Origin of the sequence: Sphingopyxis sp. L1A2A, from assembly GCF_005502465.1 — a bacterium.
Lineage (GTDB): Bacteria > Pseudomonadota > Alphaproteobacteria > Sphingomonadales > Sphingomonadaceae > Sphingopyxis.
On sequence record NZ_SCOT01000011.1, the window covers coordinates 56,862 to 81,142 of the forward strand.

24 protein-coding genes are annotated in these 24,281 nt (G+C 65.2%); 14 read left to right on the plus strand and 10 right to left on the minus strand.

Annotated elements, in window-relative coordinates:
• Positions 1-10: 10 nt before the first annotated feature.
• Positions 11-1,198, minus strand: a complete 1,188-nt coding sequence (locus FFS68_RS08990) for a LuxR family transcriptional regulator (RefSeq protein WP_249340098.1) — start codon at positions 1,196-1,198, stop codon at positions 11-13.
• On the opposite strand from FFS68_RS08990, the gene FFS68_RS08995 reads away from it, so the two are divergent.
• Positions 1,197-2,132 (plus strand): alpha/beta hydrolase, encoded by a 936-nt coding sequence (locus FFS68_RS08995; protein ID WP_137752852.1) that lies wholly within the window; start codon positions 1,197-1,199, stop codon positions 2,130-2,132. The genes FFS68_RS08990 and FFS68_RS08995 overlap by 2 nt on opposite strands.
• 28 nt (positions 2,133-2,160) lie before the next feature.
• Here FFS68_RS08995 and FFS68_RS09000 read toward each other — a convergent pair whose 3' ends face one another.
• Positions 2,161-2,937: an SDR family oxidoreductase gene (locus FFS68_RS09000; protein ID WP_137752853.1), complete on the minus strand. Its 777-nt coding sequence runs from the start codon at positions 2,935-2,937 to the stop codon at positions 2,161-2,163.
• Positions 2,938-3,076: 139 nt separating this feature from the next.
• Between FFS68_RS09000 and FFS68_RS09005 the strand changes: the two genes are divergently transcribed.
• From FFS68_RS09005 to FFS68_RS09030, 6 genes are read left to right on the plus strand one after another with little or no spacing between them, the layout of a single operon-like run.
• On the plus strand, positions 3,077-4,156 hold the full coding sequence (locus tag FFS68_RS09005; RefSeq protein ID WP_137752854.1) for a Rieske 2Fe-2S domain-containing protein: 1,080 nt from the start codon (positions 3,077-3,079) through the stop codon (positions 4,154-4,156).
• 35 nt (positions 4,157-4,191) lie between these two features.
• Positions 4,192-4,986 carry a glucose 1-dehydrogenase gene (locus FFS68_RS09010; protein WP_137752855.1) on the plus strand — a complete coding sequence of 265 codons (795 nt, stop codon included), beginning with the start codon at positions 4,192-4,194 and terminating at the stop codon, positions 4,984-4,986.
• A gap of 33 nt (positions 4,987-5,019) precedes the next feature.
• Complete coding sequence (locus tag FFS68_RS09015; RefSeq protein WP_171003793.1) at positions 5,020-6,288, plus strand: NADH:flavin oxidoreductase; 1,269 nt, start codon at positions 5,020-5,022, stop codon at positions 6,286-6,288.
• Positions 6,272-7,057 carry an SDR family oxidoreductase gene (locus FFS68_RS09020; RefSeq protein WP_137752856.1) on the plus strand — a complete coding sequence of 262 codons (786 nt, stop codon included), beginning with the start codon at positions 6,272-6,274 and terminating at the stop codon, positions 7,055-7,057. Before FFS68_RS09015 ends, FFS68_RS09020 begins: the two co-directional genes overlap by 17 nt.
• Before the next feature lie 2 nt (positions 7,058-7,059).
• A complete protein-coding gene (locus tag FFS68_RS09025) occupies positions 7,060-8,148 on the plus strand; it encodes a DUF1214 domain-containing protein (protein ID WP_137752857.1) in 1,089 nt (362 codons plus the stop codon).
• On the plus strand, positions 8,135-8,602 hold the full coding sequence (locus tag FFS68_RS09030) for a nuclear transport factor 2 family protein (protein ID WP_137752858.1): 468 nt from the start codon (positions 8,135-8,137) through the stop codon (positions 8,600-8,602). The genes FFS68_RS09025 and FFS68_RS09030 overlap by 14 nt, the downstream gene beginning before the upstream one ends.
• A gap of 223 nt (positions 8,603-8,825) precedes the next feature.
• On the opposite strand, the gene FFS68_RS09035 is transcribed toward FFS68_RS09030, so the two are convergent.
• Both FFS68_RS09035 and FFS68_RS09040 read right to left on the minus strand, forming a co-directional pair.
• Positions 8,826-9,296, minus strand: a complete 471-nt coding sequence (locus tag FFS68_RS09035) for an Lrp/AsnC family transcriptional regulator (RefSeq protein ID WP_137752859.1) — start codon at positions 9,294-9,296, stop codon at positions 8,826-8,828.
• Complete coding sequence (locus tag FFS68_RS09040; protein WP_037511520.1) at positions 9,293-9,814, minus strand: Lrp/AsnC family transcriptional regulator; 522 nt, start codon at positions 9,812-9,814, stop codon at positions 9,293-9,295. Before FFS68_RS09040 ends, FFS68_RS09035 begins: the two co-directional genes overlap by 4 nt.
• Positions 9,815-10,037: 223 nt before the next feature.
• Between FFS68_RS09040 and FFS68_RS09045 the strand changes: the two genes are divergently transcribed.
• On the plus strand, positions 10,038-11,723 hold the full coding sequence (locus FFS68_RS09045) for an FAD-dependent oxidoreductase (protein WP_249340099.1): 1,686 nt from the start codon (positions 10,038-10,040) through the stop codon (positions 11,721-11,723).
• A gap of 223 nt (positions 11,724-11,946) precedes the next feature.
• On the opposite strand, the gene FFS68_RS09050 is transcribed toward FFS68_RS09045, so the two are convergent.
• From FFS68_RS09050 to FFS68_RS09065, 4 genes are read right to left on the minus strand one after another with little or no spacing between them, the layout of a single operon-like run.
• On the minus strand, positions 11,947-12,702 hold the full coding sequence (locus FFS68_RS09050) for a glucose 1-dehydrogenase (protein WP_137752861.1): 756 nt from the start codon (positions 12,700-12,702) through the stop codon (positions 11,947-11,949).
• A 16-nt stretch (positions 12,703-12,718) separates the two neighbouring features.
• Complete coding sequence (locus FFS68_RS09055; RefSeq protein ID WP_137752862.1) at positions 12,719-13,924, minus strand: acetyl-CoA C-acyltransferase; 1,206 nt, start codon at positions 13,922-13,924, stop codon at positions 12,719-12,721.
• Position 13,925: 1 nt separating this feature from the next.
• Positions 13,926-14,303, minus strand: a complete 378-nt coding sequence (locus FFS68_RS09060) for a nuclear transport factor 2 family protein (RefSeq protein ID WP_137752863.1) — start codon at positions 14,301-14,303, stop codon at positions 13,926-13,928.
• Positions 14,304-14,344: 41 nt separating this feature from the next.
• Positions 14,345-15,235 (minus strand): VOC family protein, encoded by an 891-nt coding sequence (locus FFS68_RS09065; protein ID WP_137752864.1) that lies wholly within the window; start codon positions 15,233-15,235, stop codon positions 14,345-14,347.
• A 377-nt stretch (positions 15,236-15,612) separates the two neighbouring features.
• On the opposite strand from FFS68_RS09065, the gene FFS68_RS09070 reads away from it, so the two are divergent.
• Genes FFS68_RS09070 through FFS68_RS09095 form a run of 6 tightly spaced genes read left to right on the plus strand, consistent with a single transcriptional unit; the run spans position 15,613 to position 21,897 of the window.
• Positions 15,613-16,821: an acyl-CoA dehydrogenase family protein gene (locus FFS68_RS09070; protein WP_137752865.1), complete on the plus strand. Its 1,209-nt coding sequence runs from the start codon at positions 15,613-15,615 to the stop codon at positions 16,819-16,821.
• Between the two features lie 13 nt (positions 16,822-16,834).
• Positions 16,835-17,653, plus strand: coding sequence for an alpha/beta hydrolase (locus tag FFS68_RS09075; protein WP_137752866.1), 819 nt, complete (start codon positions 16,835-16,837; stop codon positions 17,651-17,653).
• Positions 17,640-18,431, plus strand: coding sequence for a fumarylacetoacetate hydrolase family protein (locus FFS68_RS09080; RefSeq protein WP_137752867.1), 792 nt, complete (start codon positions 17,640-17,642; stop codon positions 18,429-18,431). The genes FFS68_RS09075 and FFS68_RS09080 overlap by 14 nt, the downstream gene beginning before the upstream one ends.
• A 9-nt stretch (positions 18,432-18,440) precedes the next feature.
• Positions 18,441-19,385 (plus strand): acetaldehyde dehydrogenase (acetylating), encoded by a 945-nt coding sequence (locus FFS68_RS09085; protein WP_137752868.1) that lies wholly within the window; start codon positions 18,441-18,443, stop codon positions 19,383-19,385.
• Complete coding sequence (dmpG, locus tag FFS68_RS09090) at positions 19,382-20,428, plus strand: 4-hydroxy-2-oxovalerate aldolase (protein WP_137752869.1); 1,047 nt, start codon at positions 19,382-19,384, stop codon at positions 20,426-20,428. Before FFS68_RS09085 ends, dmpG begins: the two co-directional genes overlap by 4 nt.
• Positions 20,425-21,897 carry an FAD-dependent oxidoreductase gene (locus FFS68_RS09095; RefSeq protein WP_137752870.1) on the plus strand — a complete coding sequence of 491 codons (1,473 nt, stop codon included), beginning with the start codon at positions 20,425-20,427 and terminating at the stop codon, positions 21,895-21,897. Before dmpG ends, FFS68_RS09095 begins: the two co-directional genes overlap by 4 nt.
• On the opposite strand, the gene FFS68_RS09100 is transcribed toward FFS68_RS09095, so the two are convergent.
• Together FFS68_RS09100 and FFS68_RS09105 are read right to left on the minus strand one after the other, a co-directional pair.
• On the minus strand, positions 21,894-22,766 hold the full coding sequence (locus FFS68_RS09100; RefSeq protein WP_137752871.1) for an SDR family NAD(P)-dependent oxidoreductase: 873 nt from the start codon (positions 22,764-22,766) through the stop codon (positions 21,894-21,896). The two genes, FFS68_RS09095 and FFS68_RS09100, sit on opposite strands and share 4 nt — an antisense overlap.
• Positions 22,767-22,792: 26 nt before the next feature.
• Positions 22,793-24,271 (minus strand): NAD(P)/FAD-dependent oxidoreductase, encoded by a 1,479-nt coding sequence (locus tag FFS68_RS09105; protein WP_349290376.1) that lies wholly within the window; start codon positions 24,269-24,271, stop codon positions 22,793-22,795.
• Between the last annotated feature and the right edge of the window lie 10 nt (positions 24,272-24,281).

Genomic DNA, 24,281 nt, shown 5'->3' on the forward strand with positions numbered 1-24,281 from the left:
AGCAACATCCTTAGGTGCTGGAGCCACCCAATTCGGTCATTCCGGCGTGGAGCAGGTGCACCAGCTGCGACTGACGCCGAGCACCGGTCTTGGCGAAGATCGAGCGCAGGTGCGAGCGCGCGGTGTTGTGCGCGATGCCCAGCCGGTCGGCCGCCTCGACCAGCGAACCGCCGCCGGCAAGCGCCGCGGCGAGCATCGCCTCCATCCGGGTCAGCTGGAACAGGTCGCGGATCGCTTCGGGATCGGGCGCCGCATCCTGCCCCGGATCGCTGATGAACAACGCCAGCGCCGCGCCCTTGCCGCCGCGCATGAAGGCGGGCGTCGTCACCGCCTTGGCGACGACGCCCAGATCGCGCCGTCCCGAGGGCCGCTCGATACGGAAGCGCTGCGGCGGCGAGGCGGCGGGATCAGTCTCGGCATCGAGCAATTTAAGCAGTTTTTCGAGCGTTCGGTGCGCCGTACCCGCCGCCAGCCGGAGCCGCCCGCCCGCCAGTGTCAGCCCGTCTTCCTCGGCCAGCAACCGCTCGGCAACCGCGTTGGTGCGGATCACCTTTCCGTCGTGGTCGAGCGTGATCGCCGCGACGCCCATTTGTTCGACAACGCCGCGATAGACGCCATGTTCGGCGCCCGACGCCTGCAACCGTTCGAACAGCTGGATCGCATGGCGCAGATGCGGGACGAGCGTCTGCAACGCATCGCGTTCGGCGGCGCCGAAATCGTGACGGCTGCTGTCGCGCGTCACCCGAAGCCGCGCCTCGAAACCGCTGTCGAAACGCAGGTCGACGCCGAGGATCTGGTCGCCTCCCGCGGCTTCGAGGAAGTCGCGCCAAAAATCGCTCGCGCGCGCCGCGCCTTGGACAAAGTCGCTAAAGGACATGACCTTGCCTTCGGGCAGCCCCTTGAACGGATCGTTGGCAAAGAAGCTTTCGGCATAATCTTCGCTGGTTTGCGGATCGGCGTCGGGGGTGACGATCGTCCCGGGCTTGCGCGTGCCGGGCATTGTCAGGATCAGCGTCGCGTAAGTGCCGTCGAGATAGAGCGCGAGACCGCGCAGGAAATCCTCCCACGGCGTGTCCGCCAGCAAACCGCCGAACAGGTCGGCGAGCAGCTTCGAAAATTCCGCGGTCGGTCCGCCTGCCTTCACCATCGCACCTTCATTTCCATCCATTCCATCCCACAAGCCGGAGAGCTTTGCCATGCCCATTGATCCTGCCCTCGCGCCGCTGCTCGACATGATGAACGCGCTGCCGCACATGAACGCGCCCTTCGATCCTGCCGCGCTGCGCCTCGCTGACGAACAGCCGATGCCTGTCCCCAAGGCCGGCGTGGCCGAGGTCCGCGATGTGACGCTCGACACCAGCGCCGGAGCCGTGAAGGCGCGCCTTTATCACCCCATGCCCGGCACGACGCTGCCACTGCTCGTCTTCATCCACGGCGGCGGCTGGGTGTTCGGGACGCTCGACACCCATGATCCGCTGTGCCGCGCGCTCGCCGCCGCCGCCGAGGTCGCGGTGCTCTCGCTCGAATATCCGCGCGCGCCCGAGCATCGCTTTCCGACCGCGCTCGATACCGTCCGCGCCGCCGTGGTGACTGCCGCCGCAGAGGCCAGCACCCTCGGCATCGACGCTAGCCGGATCGCGGTCGGCGGCGACAGCGCGGGCGGCAATTTGTCCGCCGCTCTGTGCCTCGCGACGCGCGACGAAGGCGGCCCCGCGATCGCGCACCAGCTGCTCCTCTATCCCGTCATCGACAATGACTTCACCCGCGCCTCCCATATCGAAAACGCCACCGGCTATATGCTGAGCAGCGAAATGATGCAGTGGTTCTGGGCGCAATATCTGGGCGATGCCGGTCGCGCCGCTGGCGCGCTCGCGACCCCGATCCGCGCCGACAGCCTCGCCGGCCTGCCGTCGGCGACCATCGTCACCGCCGAGTATGACCCGCTGCGCGACGAAGGCATCGCCTATGCCGAGCGGCTGAAGGCGGCGGGCGTGACGGTGACGCACGACCATTTCCCCGGCGTGATCCACGGCTTTGCCAGCATGCTGGGCATGTTGCCGCAGGCCGATGTCGCGGTGGGAACGGCGGCCCGGGGATTGCGGGCCGCCTTCGCGATGGAAGCCGTGGCGTAACGGCGGTGCCGGGATCTGCGCCGTCGCGTCAGACCCCGTAACCGCCCGCGACCGCAATCTGCTGCCCCGTGACATAGGCAGCTTTGGACGAAGCAAGGAAGACAGCGGCATGACCGATTTCCTCGGAACGACCCCAACGCTTGAGCGCGAGGTTCTTGTGCACCTCGGCGGTCCATGCGTCGTCGAACACGCCTTGTTTCGACAGCTCGAGGAACATCCCCGCCTCGATCACGCCGACGAGGATGGAGTTGGCGCGGATGCCATATCGGCCCTCCTCGCGCGCGATGCCCTTGACCAGCGCTTCATTCGCGGCCTTCGGCGCAACCGACAGGCCGTCCTTGTCGGGCCAGCGCAGGTCGCCCGCCGACCCCAGATGGACGAACGAGCCGCCGCCCTGCGCGCGCATGTGCGGAAGGATCAGGTGCGCGGCGAAGAAAAAGCCGTGCACCTCGACGTCGATCGCGCGGCGCCATTGTTGGGGCGTCGTCTCGGCGAGATGGACCTGCGCGACGAGCGGGCCGGCGCCCCACAGCATGGTGTGGATGCGCCCGTGCGCCGCGATGGCGTCGGCGATAGCGGCGGCCAGCGCGGCGTCATCGGTGACGTCGCATTGGTGCAGGCTCGCCTTGCGGCCCGATGCCTCGATGTTTCGGGCGAGCGCTTCGGCGTCCGCCTGTTTCGAGCGCCAGACGATCGCGACGTCGCTTCCCGCGGCGGCAAATTCGCCCGCGACTGCGGCACCGATGCCGCCGGTCGCGCCGAAAATCAGCGTCGCGCCCTCGGGAAACTGCGAACCTTCACCCATCTTCACCCTCCTTGATCCACAAAATATTGCATAATGTCGGCAATAGTGAGATATGTTATCGAAATGCGATGATTTCACAAGTTGTGAAAACGCAAAACGACAATGCCTGATGCAAACCGGGCATGATGGGAGATTTTCAATGGCGACAACCGCAGACTATGGACTGGGCGACCAGGTCTTTCCGCGCGGCTGGTTCATGATCGCCGCCGCCGCCGAACTGGAAGGGACGACCCCGCTCGCCGTCCGCTTCTTTGGCCGTGACCGGGTGCTTTATCGCGGCGAGTCGGGACAAGTTTATCTGGTCGACGCCTATTGCCCGCATATGGGCGCGCATCTGGCGAAGAATGAAACGAGCTTCGTGATCCGCGACAACGAGCATGTGCAGGGCGAATCGATCCGCTGCCCCTATCATGGCTGGCGCTTTGGCCCCGACGGCAAGTGCAACCAGATCCCCTATTCGCCGCAGAAAATCCCGGCGGCGGCGAAGCTCGAAAACTGGCCGGTGATCGAGCGCGCGGGCTGCATCTGGATGTGGCACGATCCCGAGGGGCTCGAGCCCGAATATGACCTGCCGTCCTTCGAGGAATATGATCAGCCGCATTGGGTAAAATGGGAACTCGACCGGCTGGGCGAGCTCGCCAGCCATCCCGTCGAGATCCTCGACAATATGGCCGACCGCGCCCATTTCGAACCCGTCCACGGCAATGACGCCGTCGACGTCTTTGAAAATGATTTCGACGGCCACCGCGTCGTCCAGCGGCTGCGCGCGGGGCACCGCACGCTCCAGGGCGACGCCCCGCTCGAAACCGACACCTGGTATACCGGTCCGGGCATTCTGCAATCGCGCATGTCGGGGCAATTTCCCTCGATCATCATGATCGCCCACACCCCCGTCGACGACGGCGTGGTGAAGGTGTGGCACGCGCTGCTGGTCAAGGTGCCCAACGCCGAGCCGACAGCGGACGACGTCGCGATGGCGCGCGCCTATCAGGCCGCGGCCTGCGCCGCCTTTGCGCAGGATTTCGAAATCTGGTCGAACAAGAAACCGTGCATCAACCCCATGGCGGTGCAGGGTGACGGCCCGATCGGCAAGCTCCGCATCTGGTATCGCCAATTCTACAACAGCCGGGCGCGCGCCGAGGAATATCAGAAGCGCGTCAACGGCACGCACGTCACCCGCGGCACCTTGTCCGCGCCGTTCGAACAGAAGGTCGCCTGACGGCGACATAACATACAGAAATCAGGAGAAAATGCGTGGCAAGACTCGCGGGTAAAGTTGCGATTATAACGGGCGGCGCCCAGGGCATGGGCGCCGCGACCGCGCGGCTCTTCGCGGCCGAGGGCGCCAAGGTGGTGCTCTGCGACGTGATCGAGGACAAGGGGCAGGAAACCGCGCGCGACATCGGCGAGGGTGCCGTCTTCGAGAAGCTCGACGTGCGATCGGAAGCCGACTGGGAACGCGTCGTCGCCGCGACGGTCGCGCGCTTCGGCAAGCTCGACATCCTCATCAACAATGCCGCGGTCGTGCATTTCAGCCCGATCGAGGCGATGCCCGCCGAGGACATCGAACGCGTCCTCGCGATTAATGTCATGGGAACAATGCTCGGCGCCAAATATGCCGCGCGCGCGATGACCGAGGCCGGGCGCGGCGTGATCGTCAACATCTCGTCGGTCGACGGTCTTCGCGGCTGCAACGGCCTGTCCGCCTATACCGCGAGCAAATGGGCGGTCCGCGGCCTGTCGAAGTCGCTCGCCTATGAACTGGGCCCGCGCGGCATTCGCGTCTGCACCGTCCACCCCGGCGGCGTGAACACGCAGATGGGCAATCCGACGGGCCTCACCGGCGACGCACTCAACATCGGCTATGAACGCGTGCCGCTTCAGCGGATCGGCGAGCCCGAGGAAATCGCGCGCGCCAGCCTGTTCATCGCGTCCGACGATGCCAGCTATATCAGCGGCGCCGAACTGGCCGTCGATGGCGGCTGGTCGGCGGGCTATTATCAGCCCTTCCTGCCCGGCGCCCCAGCAAGCCTGATGGGGCAGCCGTGATGCGCGCGAACCTGGGCTGAGGGACGGGCGGCGATGCAAACGTCTGTCGGCATCGCCGACCCGTTCACCCCGGTCCAGATCGGGCCGATCAGCCTGCGCAATCGCTTCATCCGTTCGGGCGCGAACGAGATGATGAGCAAGGCAACCTTCCCCACGCGCGCGCTGATGGATTTCCACCGCGCCTATGCCCGCGGCGGCGTGGGGATGACGACGCTCGCCTATCTCGCGGTCTCGCCCGACGGGCGCACGCTGCCCGGACAGGGGATGCTGAGCCGCAACAGCGTGCCGCATTACCGCGCGGTCACCGATGCCATCCACGCCGAAGGCGCCAAGGCGTCGGCGCAGATCACCCACGGCGGCAGCTTTTGCCAGATCGACGACCTGTCGACCCCGCGCGCGATGTCGGCATCGGCCGGGATCGACAAGATGGGGGTGCTGAAGGGCCGCTTTTTCCAGCGTGCGATGACGCACGCCGACATGGAGATGGTGACGGGCGAGTTCGTGCGCGCCGCCGAGCTTGCCGAACAAGCTGGTTTCGATGCGCTCGAAATCCATATGGGGCATGGCTATCTGCTCAACCAGTTCATCTCCCCGCTCTCCAATTTCCGCAAGGATGGCTATGGCGGATCGGCCGCGAACCGCGTGCGCTTTCCGGCCGAGGTGCTGGCGGCGGTCAAGCGGGCGACCGGCGGGCGGCTCGCGATCCTCGCCAAGATCAACCTGATGGATGCGGTGCCGGGGGGCGCGACGGTCGACGATGCGATTGTAACCGCGCGCGCGCTCGAAGCGGCGGGCGCCGACATGCTGGTGCTGTCGGCGGGGCGCAACATCGAAAGCACTTGGGCGATGTTCGGCAGCGCGCTGCCCTATGACGACCTCGCCGCGATGCAGGGCGGCCTGCTGGCGAAACTCCAATTCGCGATCCTCAAGCGGAGCGTGCCGAAGCTGCCCCCGTTTAACGAAAATTACCTGATGGAACCCGCGCTGAAGCTGAAGGCGGCGCTCGGCCGGACGCCGATGAAGCTCGCCTATCTGGGCGGCATCCAGTCGCTAGCCGGGGCACGGCAAGCGGCGGCCGAAGGGTTCGATGCGATCGCTTTGGCGCGCGCGCTGATCCACGATCCCGGATTGATCGCAAAATGGCAGAGCGGGGCCAGTGATGTTTCGGGCTGCACCGCGTGCAACCGCTGCGTCGCCGCGATGTACGGCCCGTCGGGAACGCATTGTCCGGAGGTCGGCAACGCGTTCGATCCCGGACTCAAGGACATATTTGCGGGAGAGAAATATGCCGAGCCTGCTTGAGAACAAGGTCATCATGATCAGCGGGGTCGGCCCCGGCATGGGACAGGCGATGGCGCGGATCGCCGCCGCCGAGGGCGCGAAAGTCGGGCTCGGCGCGCGCAACAAAGATTTCATCGATCAAGTCGCCGATGAGATCCGCGCGAACGGCGGCGAAGCGGTCGCGGTGCCGACCGACGTCGGCGATGCGGGCCAATGCGCGGCGCTGGCGAAAGCAACCGCCGACGCGTTCGGCCGGATCGATGGACTGGTCAACACCGCCTATATCCACGGCGAATGGGTGACGGTGGACGAGGCCGATCCCGAGGATTGGGCGCGGGTGTTCGACGTCAATTGCCTCGGCGCGCTCAGGATGACGCAGGCGGTGCTTCCCGCGATGAAAGCACAAGGCGGCGGCGCGGTGGTCAATGTCGCCACCATGTCACAGGTCAATCCCTTTCCCGGCGAGGGCGGCTATGCCACCGGCAAGGGCGGCCTCACCACCATGACGAAACATATGGCCAAGGATCTTGGCCGCTTTAATATCCGGGTCAACGCGACGCGGATGGGCTGGATCGGCGGCAAGCCCGTCTATGATTATATCGACCGTGCGGCCGCGGGCGGACAGGACCGCGATATGGTGATCGGCGAGATCACCGGGCGCATCCCGCTCGGCGTCATTCCGCCCGAGGAGGATTGCGCGAAGAGCGTGCTCTTCTTCCTCTCCGATTATGCAAAAATGGTCACCGGCGCGACGCTCGACGTCAACGGCGGCCAGTATATGGCGCCATGACGATGACGGAGGATCGCATCCTGTCGCCCGATGTCTGGCGCGATTTCTGTCGGCGGCTGGAGGCCGCGGGCGAGATTATCACCGACGTCGAAGCCGCCGCCAACCCGCTCGACCGCGCCGAGGGCTATCGCTACCTCACGCGGCTGCTGCGCATCGCGCTCGACATGCAGCTTGAACATGCCGACCCCGATTTCCCCAGCTTCTATGCCGCGTCGCACGAAACCGCGAAGATCGGCGCCGACAACCCCGACAATATCTATATGAACGCGAGCGTTTCGGGCGCGCGGCGCTATCGCATCCGGGGTCGGCGCGGCAGCGTGCCGATCCTGAGTTTCGGCACCAAGGCCAATCGCTATGCCGTGGACGGAACGATGGCCTCGACCGGCGAGATCGATTCGGCCGATTTGGCGATCGCCCCCGACGGGTCATTCGAGATCATCGTCAGCCGCGAAAAGGCAGATAGCAACTGGCTCCCTCTCGCCGACGACAGCTCGATGGTGATCGTGCGCCAGACCTTTCTCGACCGCGCGAACGAAGTGCCGGCGACGGTGGAGATCGAAGCGCTCGACGGCCCCGCCCACCCCGCGCCGCTCTCCGCCGACAAGCTCGCGGCGGCGCTGGAGCGCACCACCGCCTTTGTTGCCGGCACGGCGCGCACCTTTGTCCAGTGGGCCGAGGATTTTCGGACCAACCAGATGAACCGGCTGGCGACGATCGACCAGGCGCCCTTCTTCCGCGCGGGCGGCGATCCGTCGATCTTCTACCTCCATGGCTGGTGGCAGCTTGAGCCCGGCGAAGCGCTACGCATCGATACGCGCGTGCCCCGATGCAGCTTCTGGAACTTCCAGCTCGACAATGTCTGGATGGAATCGCTCGACTATCGCCATCACCGCATCCATGTGAACGGGCATAGCGCGCGGCTGAACGACGACGGCACGCTGACGCTGATCGTCGCGTCGCACGATCCGGGCTTCGGCAACTGGATCGACACCGCGGGGCACCATCAGGGCACCATGTTGCTGCGCTGGATCGGCGCCGACGACCATCCCATTCCCGAAAGCAGGATAATCCCCCTCGATGACCGACCTTGAATCCCGCATCGCGCGCCTCGAAGCCGAAAGCGACATCCGCCGCCTGAAGGCGCGTTACCTCAACGCCTGCGACGCCAAGGATGTGGACGCGATCCGCGCCTGTTTCACCGAGGACGCGGTGATCGATTTTCCGCCCGTCGGCGAATTCGACCTCAACGGGCTGATCGGCGTGTTCACGCAGATGGCGGCGACCACCCCGATCACCGACGTCCATCAGGGGCATAATGCCGAGATCGAAGTGAATGGCGATGAAGCCAGCGCGCGCTGGAATCTGGGCTATGCGACCTATGACCCGCGCACCGGGAGCTTCCGGCTGCTCGCCAACTTCTATCACGACCGCTATCGCCGCACCCCCAAGGGGTGGCGGATCTGCTACACGCGCTCGGAGCCGCGCGCGATCGTCGACGGCACGCTCACCGAAGATGGGATCAAGGCGGGCTGGGTGGCGGGGTAAAACGATCGGTTGCCACGCTCTCCATCATCGTCACCCTCTAACGAGACACGTGGCTCGTTAGACTTGATCCGGGGTCCAGTTTGAGGCCGAAGCCGATCGACGCGTCAAGAAAAGCGGGATCCCGGATCAAGTCCGGGATGACGAAGGGAGATAGAGCAACGGCCGCTTTCCACCCGTCAACGGTCATTTCGGGGCATTTTTCTGCAATCGATAAAGACCGCGTTCAATCGACCAGCGCGCACCAGCGATAATCGTGCTTGATAAAATTCTGCCCCAGGCTGTAGCGGACGCGCCGGACGCCGGGGATCTTGTCGATCGTCTGATGCAGGAAATCGGTCAGCTCATTGCCGTTTTCGACCAGCGTCATCGCCAGCACGTCAGCGCGCCCCAGCGTCGTCGCGACAAAACCGATCTCGGGGAGGCCCGCCAGGCTCTCGGCAACCTTCTCGATGTCCGCGGCGCTGTCCGCCTCGACCCAGAGATAGGCGAGGATCGGATTGCGCAGCCGGTTGGCGTTGGTGACCGCGGCGACGCGGATCACCCGGTTGTCGAGCAACCGCTTGAGGCGCGAACGGATCGTGCCTTCGGTCAGGTCGAATTCGCGGCCGATCTCGCGGTTCGACACCCGCGCATCATGGCCGAGCCGTTCGATGATCTTGTGATCGAGCTCGTCGAGGCTGATCCTGGCGCTCATAGCGGTGCCCACTCCGGATTATATTTGAAAACCTTGAGCGCGAGGCTGGGGAACAGCCGTTCGACCCCGTCGATCTTGGCGATCACACCGGTCAGAAGATGCTGCATCTCCTCCAGCGTCTCGGCCACCACCTGGATTTCGAGGTCATGCGTTCCGATCGCCACATTGACGGTGATGACGCGCTCCAGCTCGGCGATCTCGGCGCCGACATCGCCCGCCGACCGTCCCTTCACCTGCACCCCGACGGGCGCCAAATAGCCAAAGCCCATCGCCGAAAGGTCGCGCATCGCGACGACGCGCACCATGCTGGCATCCTCCAGCCGGCGCAGCCGCGTGCGCACCGTCGCTTCATTCAGCCCCATCTCGCGCGCGATGTCGCGGTTTGCGATCCGGCCATTCTTGCGAAGCGCGGCGATGATCTGCTCATCGACATCGTCGAGCGCCGGCAGCCCGTCCCCCTGGTTCGCGTTCGCGGCCTTGCCCCGCGTCCTTTTTCCGGCCTTGGTTGCGGTGCGCAACGCCTATTCTCCCCAGCTAAACCAGCACCCTGTGCGACGGCGCATCGACGTCATCCATATAGCTTCCCACAGACCGCATCGCCGCGCCTCTGTCAACATTCATCGAATACGGTGCAGAATATATAACAGTTTGCGTAAAAATTTTATGTTTCAAAAACGCAATCATTATGTAGAACGACACATGGACCGGAAAGAGCAAGTTTTCCGATGCAGGAGTAATGGGGTGACCGTTCACGAAGTCGACATATTGGTGATCGGATCGGGCGCGGGGGCGCTGACCGCGGCCTTCACCGCGGCCGACGCCGGCGCCGACGTGCTGGTGGTCGAGAAAAGCGCGCGTTACGGCGGGACATCGGCCACCTCGGGCGGCGGCATCTGGATTCCGGGCAGCGACGACGCGCGCGCGAAGGGCCATGCCGACGACCCGGCGGAAGCGCTGGGCTATATCAAGACGCTGATCGGCGACGACGTGCCCGAAACCAAGCTCAGGGCCTATGTCGACAATGCGCACCGGATGCTGCGTTATCTCGAGGAACGGTCTGAGGTTCGCTACACCGCCTATGCCTATTCCGATTATCATATGGACGTCGCCGGCGCGCGCGACGGCTGGCGGACGCACGATCCGATCCCGTTGATGGCCGACCGGCTCGGCGCGGATTTCGAGCGGATGGAACCGCCGCACACGCTGACGCTGACCTTTGGCCGCTTCACCTGGACGATGGCGGAAGCCAAGCTGCTCCTGACCATGAGCCCCGGCGCCAAGCCTTTGCTGTTCAAGCTGATGCTCAAATATATGTTCGACCTGCCCTGGCGCTTCAAGACCAAGCGCTCGCGGCGGCTCACCGGCGGCAATGCGCTGATCGGACGGCTGAAGCTGTCGATCGACGAAAAGGGCGTACCGCTCTGGCTGGGTGCGCCGATGATCGAGCTGGTCCGGGACAAGAGCGGAATCGCCGGCGCGATCGTCGAACGCGACGGCCAGCGGATCGAGGTCCGCGCGCGCCGCGGCGTGATCATTGCGAGCGGCGGCTTCGACCATGATGCCGCGCTGCGCGAAAAATATCTGCCGCAACCCACCTCAGCCGAGTGGAGCGCCGGAGTGCCGAGCAATACCGGCGACGGGCTGAAGGCGGGGCTCGCGGTGGGGGCCGCGACCGCGCTGATGGATTCGGCGTGGTGGGGTCCCGGCTTCCTGCTCGAAGGCGAGGACCGGGCGCGGATCATGTTCGTCGAACGCGCGCTCCCCTCGTCGATCATCGTCAACCAGGCGGGCAAGCGTTACATGAACGAGGCGGCATCCTATCATGTCGCGGGGGGCGAGATGCACCGCTGCAACACCCCCGAGGCGCCGACCGCCCCCTCCTGGTTCGTGTTCGACGCGCGCTATCGCGGCAAATATATGCTCGGGCCGATGATGGCGGGCAAACCGTCGGCCGACGGCCGCATCCCCGAGGCAATGCGCAAGATCTTGAAGAAGGCCGGAACTATTGCCGGGCTCGCGAAGGAGATCGGCGTCGACGCCGCGGTGCTTTCCAAGGAAATTGCCCGTTTCAACGCCAACGCGCTCAAGGGCGAGGATCCCGATTTCGGCCGCGGCGCCTCCGCCTATGACCGGCATTATGGCGATGCGTCGGTGACGCCCAATCCGACGCTCGCGCCGATCGCCGAGGCGCCCTTCTATGCCATCCCCATCTATCCGTGCGACCTTGGCACCAACGGCGGGCTGCTCACCGACGACAACGGCCGGGTGCTCGGCGAGGACGGCAAGCCGCTCGGCGGGCTTTATGCGATCGGCAACGCCTCGGCCGCCGCGATGGGACGGACCTATCCGGGCGCGGGCGCGACGCTCGGCCCGGCGATGACCTTCGGCTGGCTCGCCGCGCGGCATGCGACGCGGGTGAATCAATAAATCCAACTTCATCCCGGCGAACAAGGAAACGGCCGGTTACGGACAAAGGCGGGAAGGCGGCTTTCGACCGTTACCGTCATTCCCGCGAAGGCGGGGATCCCGCTTTTCTTCACCGTTGCAAAGCGGGATCCCCGCCTTCGCGGGGATGACAAAGTTAGGTAAAATCGGCAGCTCCCTACCCCAAAGCCGTCATTCCGATGAAAGCCCGGTGACGGATGCTTGCTCAGCGCGCCAGATAGCCGCCGTCGACCGCGAGCGGGTGGCCGGTGATGAAGCTCGCCTTGTCCGAGCAGAGGAAGATCACCGCGTCGGCAATTTCATGCGCTTCGCCGATACGGTTCATCGGGTGCATTTCGGCCACGAAGCGCGCCGCGGCTTCCTCCTTCACCACCGCATCGACCATCGGGGTGCGGATCGCGCCGGGGCAGACGGCGTTGATGCGGATGCCCTGTGCGGCGTAGCGCATCGCCGCCGAGCGGGTGAGCCCGACGACCGCATGCTTCGACCCGCAATAGCCGGCGCCCCCGGCGCCCGCCATGCCCGCGATCGATGCGGTGTTGACGATCGCGCCGCGCCCCGCCTTTTCCATATGGCGGAGTTCCGCGGCCATGCAGAGCAGCAACCCGCGCTGGTTGACCGCGATGGTGCGATCATAGGCGGCGAGGTCGCCCCAGGGGGTTTCCACCCCCTCGACCGAGACGCCGGCATTGTTGAAGGCGCAATCGAGCCGTCCCCAGCGCGTGACAATGTCGTCGACAAAGGCGTCGACCGCGCTCGCGTCGGTGACGTCGAGCGCGCCGTGATGCGCCTCGCCGCCCTCTGCGGCGATCAGCGCAGCGGTTTCGGCGGCGCTGTCGCCATTAAGATCGCCGATCGCGACCTTCGCGCCCTCGGCGGCAAAGGCCAGCGCGGCGGCGCGGCCGATGCCGCTGCCCCCGCCGGTGACGAATGCGGTTTTTCCTTCAAACAACAGTGCCATTGCTGCCTCCCACCGATCAGACGATTTCAAACAGGCCCGCGGCGCCCATGCCGCCCGCGACGCACATCGAGACGACCGCATAGCGGACGCCGCGGCGCTTGCCCTCGATCAATGCGTGGCCGACGAGGCGCGAGCCCGTCATCCCGAACGGATGACCAATCGCGATGCCGCCGCCGTTGACGTTGAGCTTGTCGGGGTCGATGCCGAGCGTGTCGCGGCAGTAAAGCGCCTGGCTGGCGAAGGCCTCGTTGATTTCCCAGAGGCCGATGTCGTCGATCTTGAGACCCGCGCGTTCGAGCAGCTTGGGGATCGCGAAGACCGGGCCGATGCCCATTTCCTCGGCCTTGCACCCCGCGACCTGAAAACCGCGATAGATACCGAGGATCGGGAGCCCCTCCTTTTCGGCCATCGCGCGGTCCATCACGACCTGTGCCGAGGCGCCGTCGGAGAGCTGGCTGGCGTTGCCCGCGGTGATATGACGGCCTTCCTTGACGACCAACCCGTCCTTGAACACGGGTTTCAGGCCCGCGAGCTTTTCGGCGGTCGTGTCGCCGCGCACGCCCTCGTCATGCGCCAGCGTCACCGCTTCCTTGCCGGTCTCATTGCCCTCCTTGTCGAACAGCGCCTTCTCGACGGTGATCGGCACGATTTCGTCGGCGAACTTTCCCGCAGCCTGCGCCGCGCCCGCGCGCTGGTGGCTTACAGCCGAAAATTCGTCCTGCGCCTCGCGCGTGACGCCATAGCGGTCGGCGACGATCTCGGCGGTCTCGATCATCGCCATATAGGCGTGGGGGTCGGCGGCCTTGATGAACTCCGACCGGTTGCGGAAGGCGGGGGTGTGCTTGTTTAGCGTCAGCGAGATGCTCTCCATCCCGCCCGCGACCGCGACGTCGATCTCGTCGGCGATGATGCCGCGCGCAGCGAGCGCGAGCGCGTTGAGCCCCGACGAACATTTGCGGTCGAGCGTAAAGCCGCCGGTCGAGTCAGGGAGCACCGAACCATGGACCGCCAGCCGTCCGAGATTGTAGCTCTGCGTGTTCCAGTGATTGCCGACGCCCAGATAGACGTCGTCGACCCGCGCCGGATCGATCCCGGCGCGCGCGATCGCGGCGTTGACGACATGCGCCGCCAGCACGGGCGCCTCGGTGTCGTTGAACGCACCGCGATAGGCCTTGCCGACGCCGGTGCGCGCAGTCGAAACGATGGCGGCTTCACGTGCCATCTCAGGCCTCGACTGCGCGCATGTTGGCAGGGCTCCAATAGGCGCGCATCTCGGTCACCTTGCCCTCGGCGTCGAATTTGAACGTGTCGATCACCTCGATCTCCTTCGGGCCGCCGAAATCGACGAGCACGGTGAAGGCGAAGGCCGCATAGTCGCCGCCGGTGCGGACGGGGCCGTCGAGACGGAGCTTTGCCTTCGCCTGCATCGACATCGAATAAAAGGCATGGATCGCGTCGCGACCCTGGTGGATCGGGGTGCCGATCGGGTCCTCGACCGTCGCGTCGTCGGCGTACAAATTGGCCGCCATATCGGCGTCGCCCTTGTCGAACGCCTCGACATAGCGATCGACGGCGCGGACCATTTCCTCGTGGGTGGGCATGATGTTTCTCTCTTGGCTAAGGGTGAAGGACCGGTGCGGCGTCAGCCGCCGAAATCCCAATGATGACCCCATTCGTCTTCCTTGAGGCTGATCGTCGGGGTGAAGCTGGTCCAGTCGGGCTGGATGCCGCCGAAGCCATATTCGATGTCGAAGCCGCCGGGGCTGCGCATGTAGAAGCTGACCATCTTGTCGTTCATATGCTTGCCGAGGCTCGACGAGATATGGACGTTCGCCGCCTTCGCGCGGTCCAGCGCGCGGCCGACGTCGTCGAGGCCCGGAACCTCGACCATCATGTGAACGAGCCCGCTCGGCACCGGGAATTCGGCAAGCGCGACGCTGTGGTGCCGGGGATTGTCGCAATGAAGGAAATGGAGGCCGAGCCCCGGATCGTCGGGTCCGCCGCCCTGCATATAGACGCGCATCTCGTCGGTGTCGCCGAAGCCGAGCAGGTCGATATAGAAAGCGCGCGTCTCCGCAAGCCGGGCCGCGGGGAAGACGACATGCCCCATCCCCATCTCGCCCGTAATGAATTCGGAGACGCCCGCGGGCGAGACGAACGGGTTGCCGTCGACGACGCGCCCCCAGCCGAGTTCGAGCCGGTTGCCCGAGGGATCGGCACAACGAACGAATTCGACGACATGGCGATCCTTCGCCTCGCCCTCGGACGCGGGCTCGATCGCGATGCCCGCGTCGCGGAGCCCCGCAACGCCGCGATCAAACGCCGCCTTGTCGGGATAGACGAGCCCCGCGGCGTGAAACTGCTCGGCATCGCCTGCCCGAATCAGCATGCGGAACGGACGCTCATCCATCCTGAGGTGCAGCCCGCCCGCATGGTCGATCGCCTGCATACCCAACACCTGCTCGGCATAGGCGCGCCAGGCTTCGACATCGGCCGTATCGACCACGACATAGGCCAGTGACCTGATTGCCATTCACTCATCCCCTACGGACGGGTGCTCCGGCACCCTGAATCGAGCGCAAGCTACAGGCGAGTACGCGCCATATCAAGTATGATACGTAGAAATATGCGTAAAAATTTACGCAAACCGTATATTTTGCCTTCTCAGATTGCGCTTATCGCTGTCGATCGCTCAATCCGGGGCCCTGAACGCCGCTACGGCAAGCGACACTTTGCGTATCGTGCTGCGCGCCTCGATACGCAGCCTGATCCTTCGAATGGCCCGAGGCGGTATTTTGCATAGAATCTGGATTGACAGCTTGCGTAGAGAAATGCATCATTCACTACGAATACAGGAGTGATATCGCGACGCGGCCTCCCGCAAGCGCATGAATATCCCGAGGAGAGCTTATGGCCACCGCCCCGCAGCAAGCCGCCGACACCGCGCCGCCCACCCCCGCCGCGCTGATCGAGCGCGCACGCGCAATGATCCCGACGCTGAAGGCGCGCGCACGCCAGACGACGCTCGGCGGCAATGTGCCCGCCGAAACCGTCGCCGAGATGCAGGACGCGGGATTCTTCCGCATTCTGCAGCCGAAGCGCTGGGGCGGCTATGAAATGCACCCCAATGTCTTCTTCGAGGTGCAGAAGGCGCTCGCCGAGGGCTGCATGTCGACGGGCTGGATCTATGGCGTGCTCGGCTGTCACCCCTATGAGCTCGCGCTCTTCCACGATGAAGCCCAGCGTGAGGTGTGGGGCGACAAGGACGACATGCTCGTCTCGTCGACCTATCAGCCGGTGGGCAAGGTCGAGAAGGTCGAGGGCGGCTTTTACCTCTCGGGTCGCTGGGGCTTTTCGTCGGGTTCGACGCATTGCGGCTGGGTGCTGCTCGGCGCGCTCAACTTCGATACCGACGGCGGCCCGCCCGACATGCGCACCTTCCTGCTCCCGCGCGGCGACTATCAGGTCATCGAAGGAACGTGGGACGTCTTCGGTCTCCAGGGCACCGGCAGCTTCGACATCCTCGTCGAGCGCGTCTTCGTCCCCGAACATCGCACCCACCGCGCGAGCGACGGCTTCGCCTGCACCAATCCCGGCCAGGCCGAGAATGATGGCCCGCTCTATCGCCTGCCCTGGGCGCAGATCTTCGTCCGCTCGGTGTCGACCGCGGCGTTCGGCGGCGCCCGCGCGGCGGTGAATGCGGCGATGGAGATCATGCAGGGCCGCATTTCGACCAACACCGGCAAGGCGTCGAAGGCCGATCCTTTGCTCCATGGCGCGATCGCCAAGGCCCACGCGCAGATCCTCGAAATGGAGCTGACGCACCAGACGACCTTCGACCGGCTGATGGCGAAGTCGGAGAGCGGCGAGCCGATCACGCTCGAGGAACGCGCCCTCTACGCCTACCAAAGCTCGACCGTCGTGCGGCGGCTCGCCGAGCTCGTCGACGGCATGGTCCAGCTGCTCGGCGGCCGCGCCATCTATATGTCGAGCGCGATCATCCAGCCGTGGCTCGACCTCAACGCGGCGCGCGCACACGTCGCGAACGACCCCGGCAATCGCGTCACCGATGTCGTGATGACGCAGCTCGGCGAACCGCCCGCATTCACCTTCATGTAAAAGGAAAATGTCGATGGGAGAGATGAAGGAAGCGACGCACCGGGTTGCCGGCGGCTATGACATCCACATCAAGGAAACGGGCGAAGGCCCCGCGCTGGTGTTCGTCCACGGCAGCGGCCCCGGCGCATCGGGACTGTCCAATTTCCGGCAGAATGTCGATGCGTTCGTCAATGCCGGCTACCGCGTCATCCTGCCCGACATGATCGGCTATGGCGCCTCCTCGCAGCCTGCCGATATCGACTATACGCTGACCCTGTTCACCGACACGCTGTACGAGGCGCTGAAGGCGCACGGGATCGACAAGGCGACGCTGATCGGCAATTCACTCGGCGGCGGTGTCGCGATCCAGATGACGCAGGACCATCCCGAATTCACCGAACGGCTGATCCTGATGGCGCCCGGCTGCATCGAGGAACTCGACGTCTATTTCGCGATGCCCGGCATCGCCGACATGCGCTCCTCCTTCGGCAGCCCCGACTTCAGCCTCGCCGACCAGCGCCGCCTCGGCGAAAATCTGGTTTACGACCCGAAACATATCACCGACGCGCTGGTCGAGGAACGCTTCGCGGTCGCACGCCAGCAGCCCAAGGAGGTGATCGCGCGGATGCGGACGCACAATGTCCGCCCGCGGCTCGGCGAGATCAAGGTCCCGATCCTGCTCTTCTGGGGCCAGAACGAACGCTTCATGCCGCTCTCGGGCATCCAGTATTTCTTCGAAGCGTGCGACGATGTGCGCTGCGTGACCTTCAACAAGGTCGGCCACTGGGTGCAGGTCGAACGAGCAAGCGAGTTCAACCGCTATGCAATCGAGTTCCTCGATGAGCATCGCTGAAACCTGGGGACGCGAGCTTTACGAGGCACTGCGCGCCCGGTGCACCATCGCACCGCTGATCGCCCGCGACGGTGCGCTGACGATCGACGACGCCTATGCGATCAGCCTCGACTTCCTGTCGCGGCGGCTGAAGGATGGCGAGCGCGTCGTCGGCAAGAAGATCGGCGTAACGTCGAAGGCGGTGCAGGACATGCTGGGCGTCCATCAGCCCGATTTCGGCTTCCTCACCGACGCGATGCAGGTCGCAGACGACACGATCGACGTCGACACCTACGGCCTGATCCAGCCGCGCGCCGAGGCGGAGATCGCCTTCATCCTGAAAGCGCCACTGAAAGGCCCCGGCGTGACCGCCGCCGATGTGCTCGCCGCGACCGAGGCGATCGCCCCCTGCTTCGAGATCGTCGACAGCCGCATCACCGACTGGAAGATCGGCATCGTCGATACTGTGGCGGACAACGCTTCCTGCGGGGTCTTTGTGCTTGGCAAGGAGCGTCTCGATCCGCGCGCGCTCGATCTTCCGAACCTGCATGTCGCGGTCGCGAAGAACGGATCGCCGCTGTCCGAAGGCTATGGCCATGCGGTGCAGGGCGACCCGGCGCAGGCGGTCGCGTGGCTCGCCAATACGCTCGGCGCGCACGGCGTGACGCTCGATGCCGGCGACATCATCCTGTCGGGCAGCCTCGTGCCGCTCGAACCGGCGGTGAATGGCGACATCTTCGAAATGATCCTCGGCGACGGACGCCGCACGCTCGGCCATTGCGTCGCGCGCTTTGTATAAGGAATGGCAATGACACGGGTGAAGGCGGCGATCATCGGATCGGGCAATATCGGCACCGACCTGATGGTCAAAATGATCAAATATCCGCAGAATATGGAACTGGTCGCGGTCGTCGGCATCGACGAGAAATCCGAAGGGCTCGCAATGGCGCGCGAACGCGGGGTCGCGACGACGCATGAAGGGCTCGACGGGCTCCGGGCGATGGACGTCTATCCAGAAATCGGGATCGTCTTCGACGCGACCAGCGCCTACGCCCACAAGGTGCACGACGCGGCATTGCGCGCCGACGGCAAGCAGGTGGTCGACCTAACCCCCGCCGCGATCGGCCCCTATACGATCCCGACCGTCAACGGTGAGGACAATCTCGACGCCGGCAACGTCAATATGGTGACGTGCGGCGGACAGGCGACGATCCCGATGGTCGCCGCGGTGAGCCAGGTCGCGACGGTCCATTATGCCGAGATCGTCGCGTCGGTCTCGTCGCGCTCGGCGGGGCCCGGCACGCGCGCCAATATCGACGAGTTCACCCGCACCACCGCCGGCGCGATCGAAAAGGTCGGCGGCGCGGCGCAGGGCAAGGCGATCATCATCCTGAACCCCGCCGAACCGCCGATGATCATGCGCGACACGGTGTTCACTTTGTCCGAAGGTGCCGACGAGGCCACCATCCGTGCCTCGGTCGAGGCGATGGTGAAGAAGGTGCAGGCGTATGTGCCCGGGTACCGCCTGAAGCAGGAAGTACAGTTCGAGCGCTTCGGCGACAACAACAAGCTCAAGATTCCCGGGCGAGGCGAGTTCACGGGGATCAAGACGATGATCCTCCTCGAGGTCGAGGGCGCGGGCGATTACCTGCCCAGCTATTCGGGCAATCTCGACATCATGACCGCCGCCGCCAAGGCGACCGGCGAACTGCTCGCGGAGCGTATCCGCGAAGGAAAGAAGGTGACCGCATGACGAAGACATTCAACGTCGAGGCGGGCGACAAGCTCTATATCCAGGACGTCACGCTGCGCGACGGGATGCACGCGATCCGCCATATGTATGGCATCGACGAAGTGAAGGCGATCGCCAAGGCGCTCGACGACGCGGGGGTCGACGCGATCGAAGTCGCGCATGGCGACGGCCTGAGCGGCGCGAGCTTCAACTACGGCTTCGGCGCGCACACCGACTGGGAATGGCTGGAGGCGGTCGCTTCGGTGCTGACGAGGTCGGTGCTGACGACACTGATCCTGCCCGGCGTCGGCACCGTCGAGGAACTTCGCCGCGCTTATGACCTCGGCGTGCGTTCGGTGCGCGTCGCGACGCATTGCACCGAGGCCGATGTCTCGAAACAGCACATCGGCATCGCACGCGATCTTGGCATGGACGTCGCGGGATTCCTGATGATGAGCCACATGATCGAGCCCGAGGCGCTCGCGCAGCAGGCCTTGCTGATGGAAAGCTATGGCGTCCAGTGCGTCTATGTCACCGACAGCGGCGGCGCGCTCGACATGGACGGCGTCAAGGCCCGGCTCGAAGCCTATGACCGCGTGCTGAAACCCGAAACGCAGCGCGGCATCCACGCGCACCACAATCTGTCGCTCGGCGTCGCGAACAGCATCGTCGCGGCGCAATGCGGCGCGGTGCGCATCGACGCGAGCCTCACCGGCATGGGCGCGGGCGCGGGCAACGCGCCGCTCGAGGTCTTCATCGCCGCCGCCGACCGCAAGGGCTGGAACCATGGCTGCGACGTCAACGCGCTGATGGACGCGGCCGAGGATCTGGTGCGTCCGCTTCAGGATCGCCCGGTTCGCGTCGACCGCGAAACCCTCGCGCTCGGCTATGCAGGGGTCTATTCGAGCTTCCTGCGTCACGCCGAAAAGGCGGCCGAGACCTATGGCCTCGACACGCGCACGATCCTCGTCGAGCTCGGCCGCCGCAAGATGGTCGGCGGGCAGGAAGATATGATCGTCGACGTCGCGCTCGACATGCTGAAGGCGCGCGAGACCGCCGCATGAGCGATTTCTCCACCGCCCGCCCTTTTCCTGACGAACGGGTCGAGCGCTGGGACGCCGAGACCGATGTCGCGATCGTCGGCTTCGGCGCTGCGGGCGCCTGCGCGGCGATCGAGGCGGCCGAGGCCGGCGCCGCGGTGACGCTGTTCGAGGCAGCGTCGGGCAGCGGCGGCGCCTCGGCATTGTCGGGCGGCGAAATCTATCTCGGCGGCGGTGGCGGTACCGATGCGCAGCGCGCCGCGGGCTTTACCGACACCACTGAAGCGCTCGAAGCCTATCTGATGATGGCGGGCGGCCCCGATGCCGATGCCGCCAAGGTCTCGCTCTATGCGCGCGAAAGCCTGGGCCATTACCAGTGGCTCAAGGATCAGGGCGTCCCCTACAAGGGCAGCTTCCTGCCCGGCAAGATCATCGAGCCCGCCGAGGACGACACGCTGATCTGGTCGGGCAGCGAGGCCGCTTGGCCCTTTTCGGAAACTGCCGCCCCCGCGCCGCGCGGACACACGATCCAGTTCATGGGCTGGGGCGGCGGACGCAAGCTGATGGACATATTCGAGGGGCGGGTTCGCGCGCTCGGCGTCGACGTTCAATGCGATGCACGCGTGCTGTCGCTCGTCGCCGACACCGACGGCCGCGTCACCGGCCTGGTCGTGCGCATCGACGGCGAGCCGCAGTTCATTCGTGCGCGCAAGGGCGTGGTGCTCGCAACCGGCGGTTTCTGCATGAATGACGACATGCTCCGCCGCCATGCGCCGCAGACGCTGCGCCTCGCGAACCCGATCGGCGAAAATGATAACGGATCGGGCATCTTGATGGGCATGGGCGTCGGCGGCGACGCGATCCACATGGACGAATTTTTCACCACCTGCCCGTGGATCATGCCCGAAAGCCTGGTGAAGGGCATTTTCGTCAACGAACGCGGACAGCGCTTCATCAACGAGGACTGCTATCACGGGCGCGTCAGCCGGACGATGCTCGACCAGCCGGGGGAGCGCGTCTATCTGCTCGTCGACAATGCGATTTTCGCGCGCCCGCTCGACCTTGCGCGGATCGAGATTGCCGCGGTGGGCGACCGCTGGGAAGAGGTCGAACGCGAGCTGGGCATGCCCGAGAACACGCTGGCGCCGACCGTCCACACCTTCAATCGCTATGCCGCCGAAGGCCATGACCCGATCTTCAACAAGGCGCCCGAGTGGCTGAAAATACTGGACGAAGGGCCTTTCGCGGCGCTCGAACTCAACATCCGCACCAGCTTCTTTTCCTTCTTCACCCTTGGCGGCCTCAACACCCGCCCGTCGGGCGAAGTGCTCGATCGCGCCGGCCATATCATTCCCGGCCTCTATGCAGCGGGCCGCGCCACGTCGGGCCTGCCGCGCTGGGGGCATGGCTATAGCTCGGGTCTCAGCCTCGCTGACTGCACCCTTTTTGGGCGCATGGCGGGGCGGCAGGCGGCAACTGCTACGCCCGGCTAATAGACGATTGCGGGGTTCGGATCGCGTGGGCTGCCCAGCATCTCGCGGTGCGAGGGCGGCGTCTTACCGCGGTCGGTGATGCCATAGCGTTCGGCGATCTCGGCGCCGATGACCGTGTGCCCCGACAACTCGTCGCCCTGGGGGTCGCTGGCGATCGCGTGGATGATATGCCCGGTGAACTGGGGCATCTCAGCCATCGCCATAAAGCCTTCATATTGTTCCTTATGGACCTCGGCCGCGCCCAGGGCGCGCTCGGTGATCTGCGGCCCGAGCCAGATCGAGACGGCGCGAACGCCATGCGGGCGGAAGTCGACTGCCATGTCGTGCGCGAGCTTGTCGACGCCCGCCTTTTGCGCGCCATAGGCCGCGCCGTGCATGTAGCAGCTCGCGCCGAAGGAGGAGGTGAAAGCGATCAGCCCCGATTTTTGCGCCACCATCATCGCGGCGGCGTGCCAGCTCGCGACATAGGCCGAGCGCAATCCGACGTTGAGGATTTCGACCGCCGCAAGCTCCTTTTCCCAGAAGGGCGCCTGCGTGATGAGCTGGTGATGGATATAGGTGGCGTTGTTCACAAGGATGTCGAGCCGCCCCGAATCCTGGCGCACCCGTTCGAAAAGCGCCGCGACCTGCGCATCGTCGGCGTGATCGCAGGCGACCGCGATGCCCTTGCCGCCCGCGGCCGTCACCGCCGCGGCGGTTTCGTGGATGGTTCCTGCCAGCGGCGCGCCGTCCCATCCCGTCGCATTGCTGTGATCGCTGCTGCGGCCAGTGACGTAGACCGTCATCCCCTTTTCGCCGAGACCGATCGCAATCCCCTTGCCCGCGCCGCGGCTGGCGCCGGTTACGACCGCAATTGCCGGATTTGTCATTTCACTCTCCCGATGCACCCCCGCCTTCAGGCGGCAACCTCGGCCTTCACCATCTCGAAATCGTCGAAGTCGGGCTTCGCCATTACTTCGGCGAAGCGGCCATAGCTCCACGGCCAGGTCATCGGGACGCCATCCTTGCCGAGATACCAGCTCGAACAGCCCGACGCGAAGATCGTCCCCTTGGCGGCTTCGGTGCGCGCGTCGTCATAACGCGTCATGGCATCGGGTGTGACGCAGATTTCGGCACATTCGCCGCTCGTCACCTTGTCGAGCAATTGTTCGATATAGCCCCACTGGCGCTCGGCGACGTCGATCAGCGAGAAATTGCCGACCGGCCCCGTCGGCCCGTTGAGGAAAAAGAAGTTCGGGAAATCGGGTAGCGAGATCGCGTTGTACGCGGTCGTATGTTTCGCCCACATGTCGTCGAGCGACGCACCGCCGCGCCCGGTCACGACCGCAGGGCGGATGAAGCGATCGGCGTGGAAGCCGGTCGCGAGGATGATGAGGTCGAGTTCGTGGAGGACGCCGTCGCTGGTGCGGATACCCTGCGGCTCGATCCGCTCGATCCCCTCGATTACGATGTCGACGTCATACTGCTGGACGACCTGATAATAGTCGGGCGAGAAGATCAGCCGTTTGCACGCCGCGCGGTAATTCGGCCGCAACCGCTCGCGAAGCACCGGGTCGGCGACCCCCTGCTCCAGATTGTCACGCACGATCGTCTCGATGATGTGCATCTCTTCGCTGTCGGGCTTGATGATCCCCGCGGTGAAACGCAGCACATTCGCCTGATATTCGGGATCGTAGCGGACGGCGTCGATCAATGCCGGGTCGCGGCGGAACGCCTCGCGCTGCTCCTCGCTATAGGGCGTGTTCGGCATCGGCATGATCCATTGCGGCGAGCGCTGGAAATGGCCGAGCTTGCTCGCGCGCCCGGCGAGCGCCGAGACGAGCTGGACGCCGGTCGATCCGCTGCCGACGACGCCGATGCGTTTGCCGTCGAGCGCGATCGCATCGTCCCAGCGCGCGCTGTGCGCCACGGTGCCGGCGAAGCTGCCCAGCCCCTCGATCTCGGGCATCCGCGGATGATGGAGGACGCCCGTCGCGGTGATGACGACATCGGCCTCGACGGTCATTCCCGCCTTGGTCGTGATGGTCCAGACGCGGTCCCGATAGGTGCAGCTCTCGACCTCCTGCCCGAAATGCACGATCTCGCGCAGACCGAAACGGTCGGTCACATCTTCGAAATAGTCCTGAATTTCGGGGCCCGGCGCCAGATAGCTGCTCCATTCGGCATTGGGTGCGAAGCTGTAGGTATAGGCGTGGGCGGGCACGTCGCAGTTGAGCCCCGGATAGCGATTTTCGCGCCAGGTGCCGCCGACGGTTTGTGCCTTTTCGAGAAGCGTGACGTTGCGACAGCCTGCCTCGCGCAGGCGGATCGCCGCCAATATCCCCGACATGCCCGCGCCAATGACGACATATCGCAGGTCCAGATTGCGCTCCACTATCCACTCC

What these genes read in the sequence shown, in the direction of transcription:
- FFS68_RS09035 (WP_137752859.1), bottom strand. Translation starts at nt 9,296, where the DNA reads ATGAGCGCCAGGATCAGCCTCGACGAGCTCGATCACAAGATCATCGAA.
- FFS68_RS09005 (WP_137752854.1), top strand. Translation starts at nt 3,077, where the DNA reads ATGGCGACAACCGCAGACTATGGACTGGGCGACCAGGTCTTTCCGCGC.
- FFS68_RS09050 (WP_137752861.1), bottom strand. Translation starts at nt 12,702, where the DNA reads ATGGCACTGTTGTTTGAAGGAAAAACCGCATTCGTCACCGGCGGGGGC.
- FFS68_RS08995 (WP_137752852.1), top strand. Translation starts at nt 1,197, where the DNA reads ATGCCCATTGATCCTGCCCTCGCGCCGCTGCTCGACATGATGAACGCG.
- FFS68_RS09100 (WP_137752871.1), bottom strand. Translation starts at nt 22,766, where the DNA reads ATGACAAATCCGGCAATTGCGGTCGTAACCGGCGCCAGCCGCGGCGCG.
- FFS68_RS09030 (WP_137752858.1), top strand. Translation starts at nt 8,135, where the DNA reads ATGACCGACCTTGAATCCCGCATCGCGCGCCTCGAAGCCGAAAGCGAC.
- FFS68_RS09085 (WP_137752868.1), top strand. Translation starts at nt 18,441, where the DNA reads ATGACACGGGTGAAGGCGGCGATCATCGGATCGGGCAATATCGGCACC.
- FFS68_RS09055 (WP_137752862.1), bottom strand. Translation starts at nt 13,924, where the DNA reads ATGGCACGTGAAGCCGCCATCGTTTCGACTGCGCGCACCGGCGTCGGC.
- FFS68_RS09080 (WP_137752867.1), top strand. Translation starts at nt 17,640, where the DNA reads ATGAGCATCGCTGAAACCTGGGGACGCGAGCTTTACGAGGCACTGCGC.
- dmpG (WP_137752869.1), top strand. Translation starts at nt 19,382, where the DNA reads ATGACGAAGACATTCAACGTCGAGGCGGGCGACAAGCTCTATATCCAG.
- FFS68_RS09020 (WP_137752856.1), top strand. Translation starts at nt 6,272, where the DNA reads ATGCCGAGCCTGCTTGAGAACAAGGTCATCATGATCAGCGGGGTCGGC.
- FFS68_RS09095 (WP_137752870.1), top strand. Translation starts at nt 20,425, where the DNA reads ATGAGCGATTTCTCCACCGCCCGCCCTTTTCCTGACGAACGGGTCGAG.
- FFS68_RS09070 (WP_137752865.1), top strand. Translation starts at nt 15,613, where the DNA reads ATGGCCACCGCCCCGCAGCAAGCCGCCGACACCGCGCCGCCCACCCCC.
- FFS68_RS09060 (WP_137752863.1), bottom strand. Translation starts at nt 14,303, where the DNA reads ATGCCCACCCACGAGGAAATGGTCCGCGCCGTCGATCGCTATGTCGAG.
- FFS68_RS08990 (WP_249340098.1), bottom strand. Translation starts at nt 1,198, where the DNA reads ATGGCAAAGCTCTCCGGCTTGTGGGATGGAATGGATGGAAATGAAGGT.
- FFS68_RS09000 (WP_137752853.1), bottom strand. Translation starts at nt 2,937, where the DNA reads ATGGGTGAAGGTTCGCAGTTTCCCGAGGGCGCGACGCTGATTTTCGGC.
- FFS68_RS09075 (WP_137752866.1), top strand. Translation starts at nt 16,835, where the DNA reads ATGGGAGAGATGAAGGAAGCGACGCACCGGGTTGCCGGCGGCTATGAC.
- FFS68_RS09025 (WP_137752857.1), top strand. Translation starts at nt 7,060, where the DNA reads ATGACGGAGGATCGCATCCTGTCGCCCGATGTCTGGCGCGATTTCTGT.
- FFS68_RS09065 (WP_137752864.1), bottom strand. Translation starts at nt 15,235, where the DNA reads ATGGCAATCAGGTCACTGGCCTATGTCGTGGTCGATACGGCCGATGTC.
- FFS68_RS09015 (WP_171003793.1), top strand. Translation starts at nt 5,020, where the DNA reads ATGCAAACGTCTGTCGGCATCGCCGACCCGTTCACCCCGGTCCAGATC.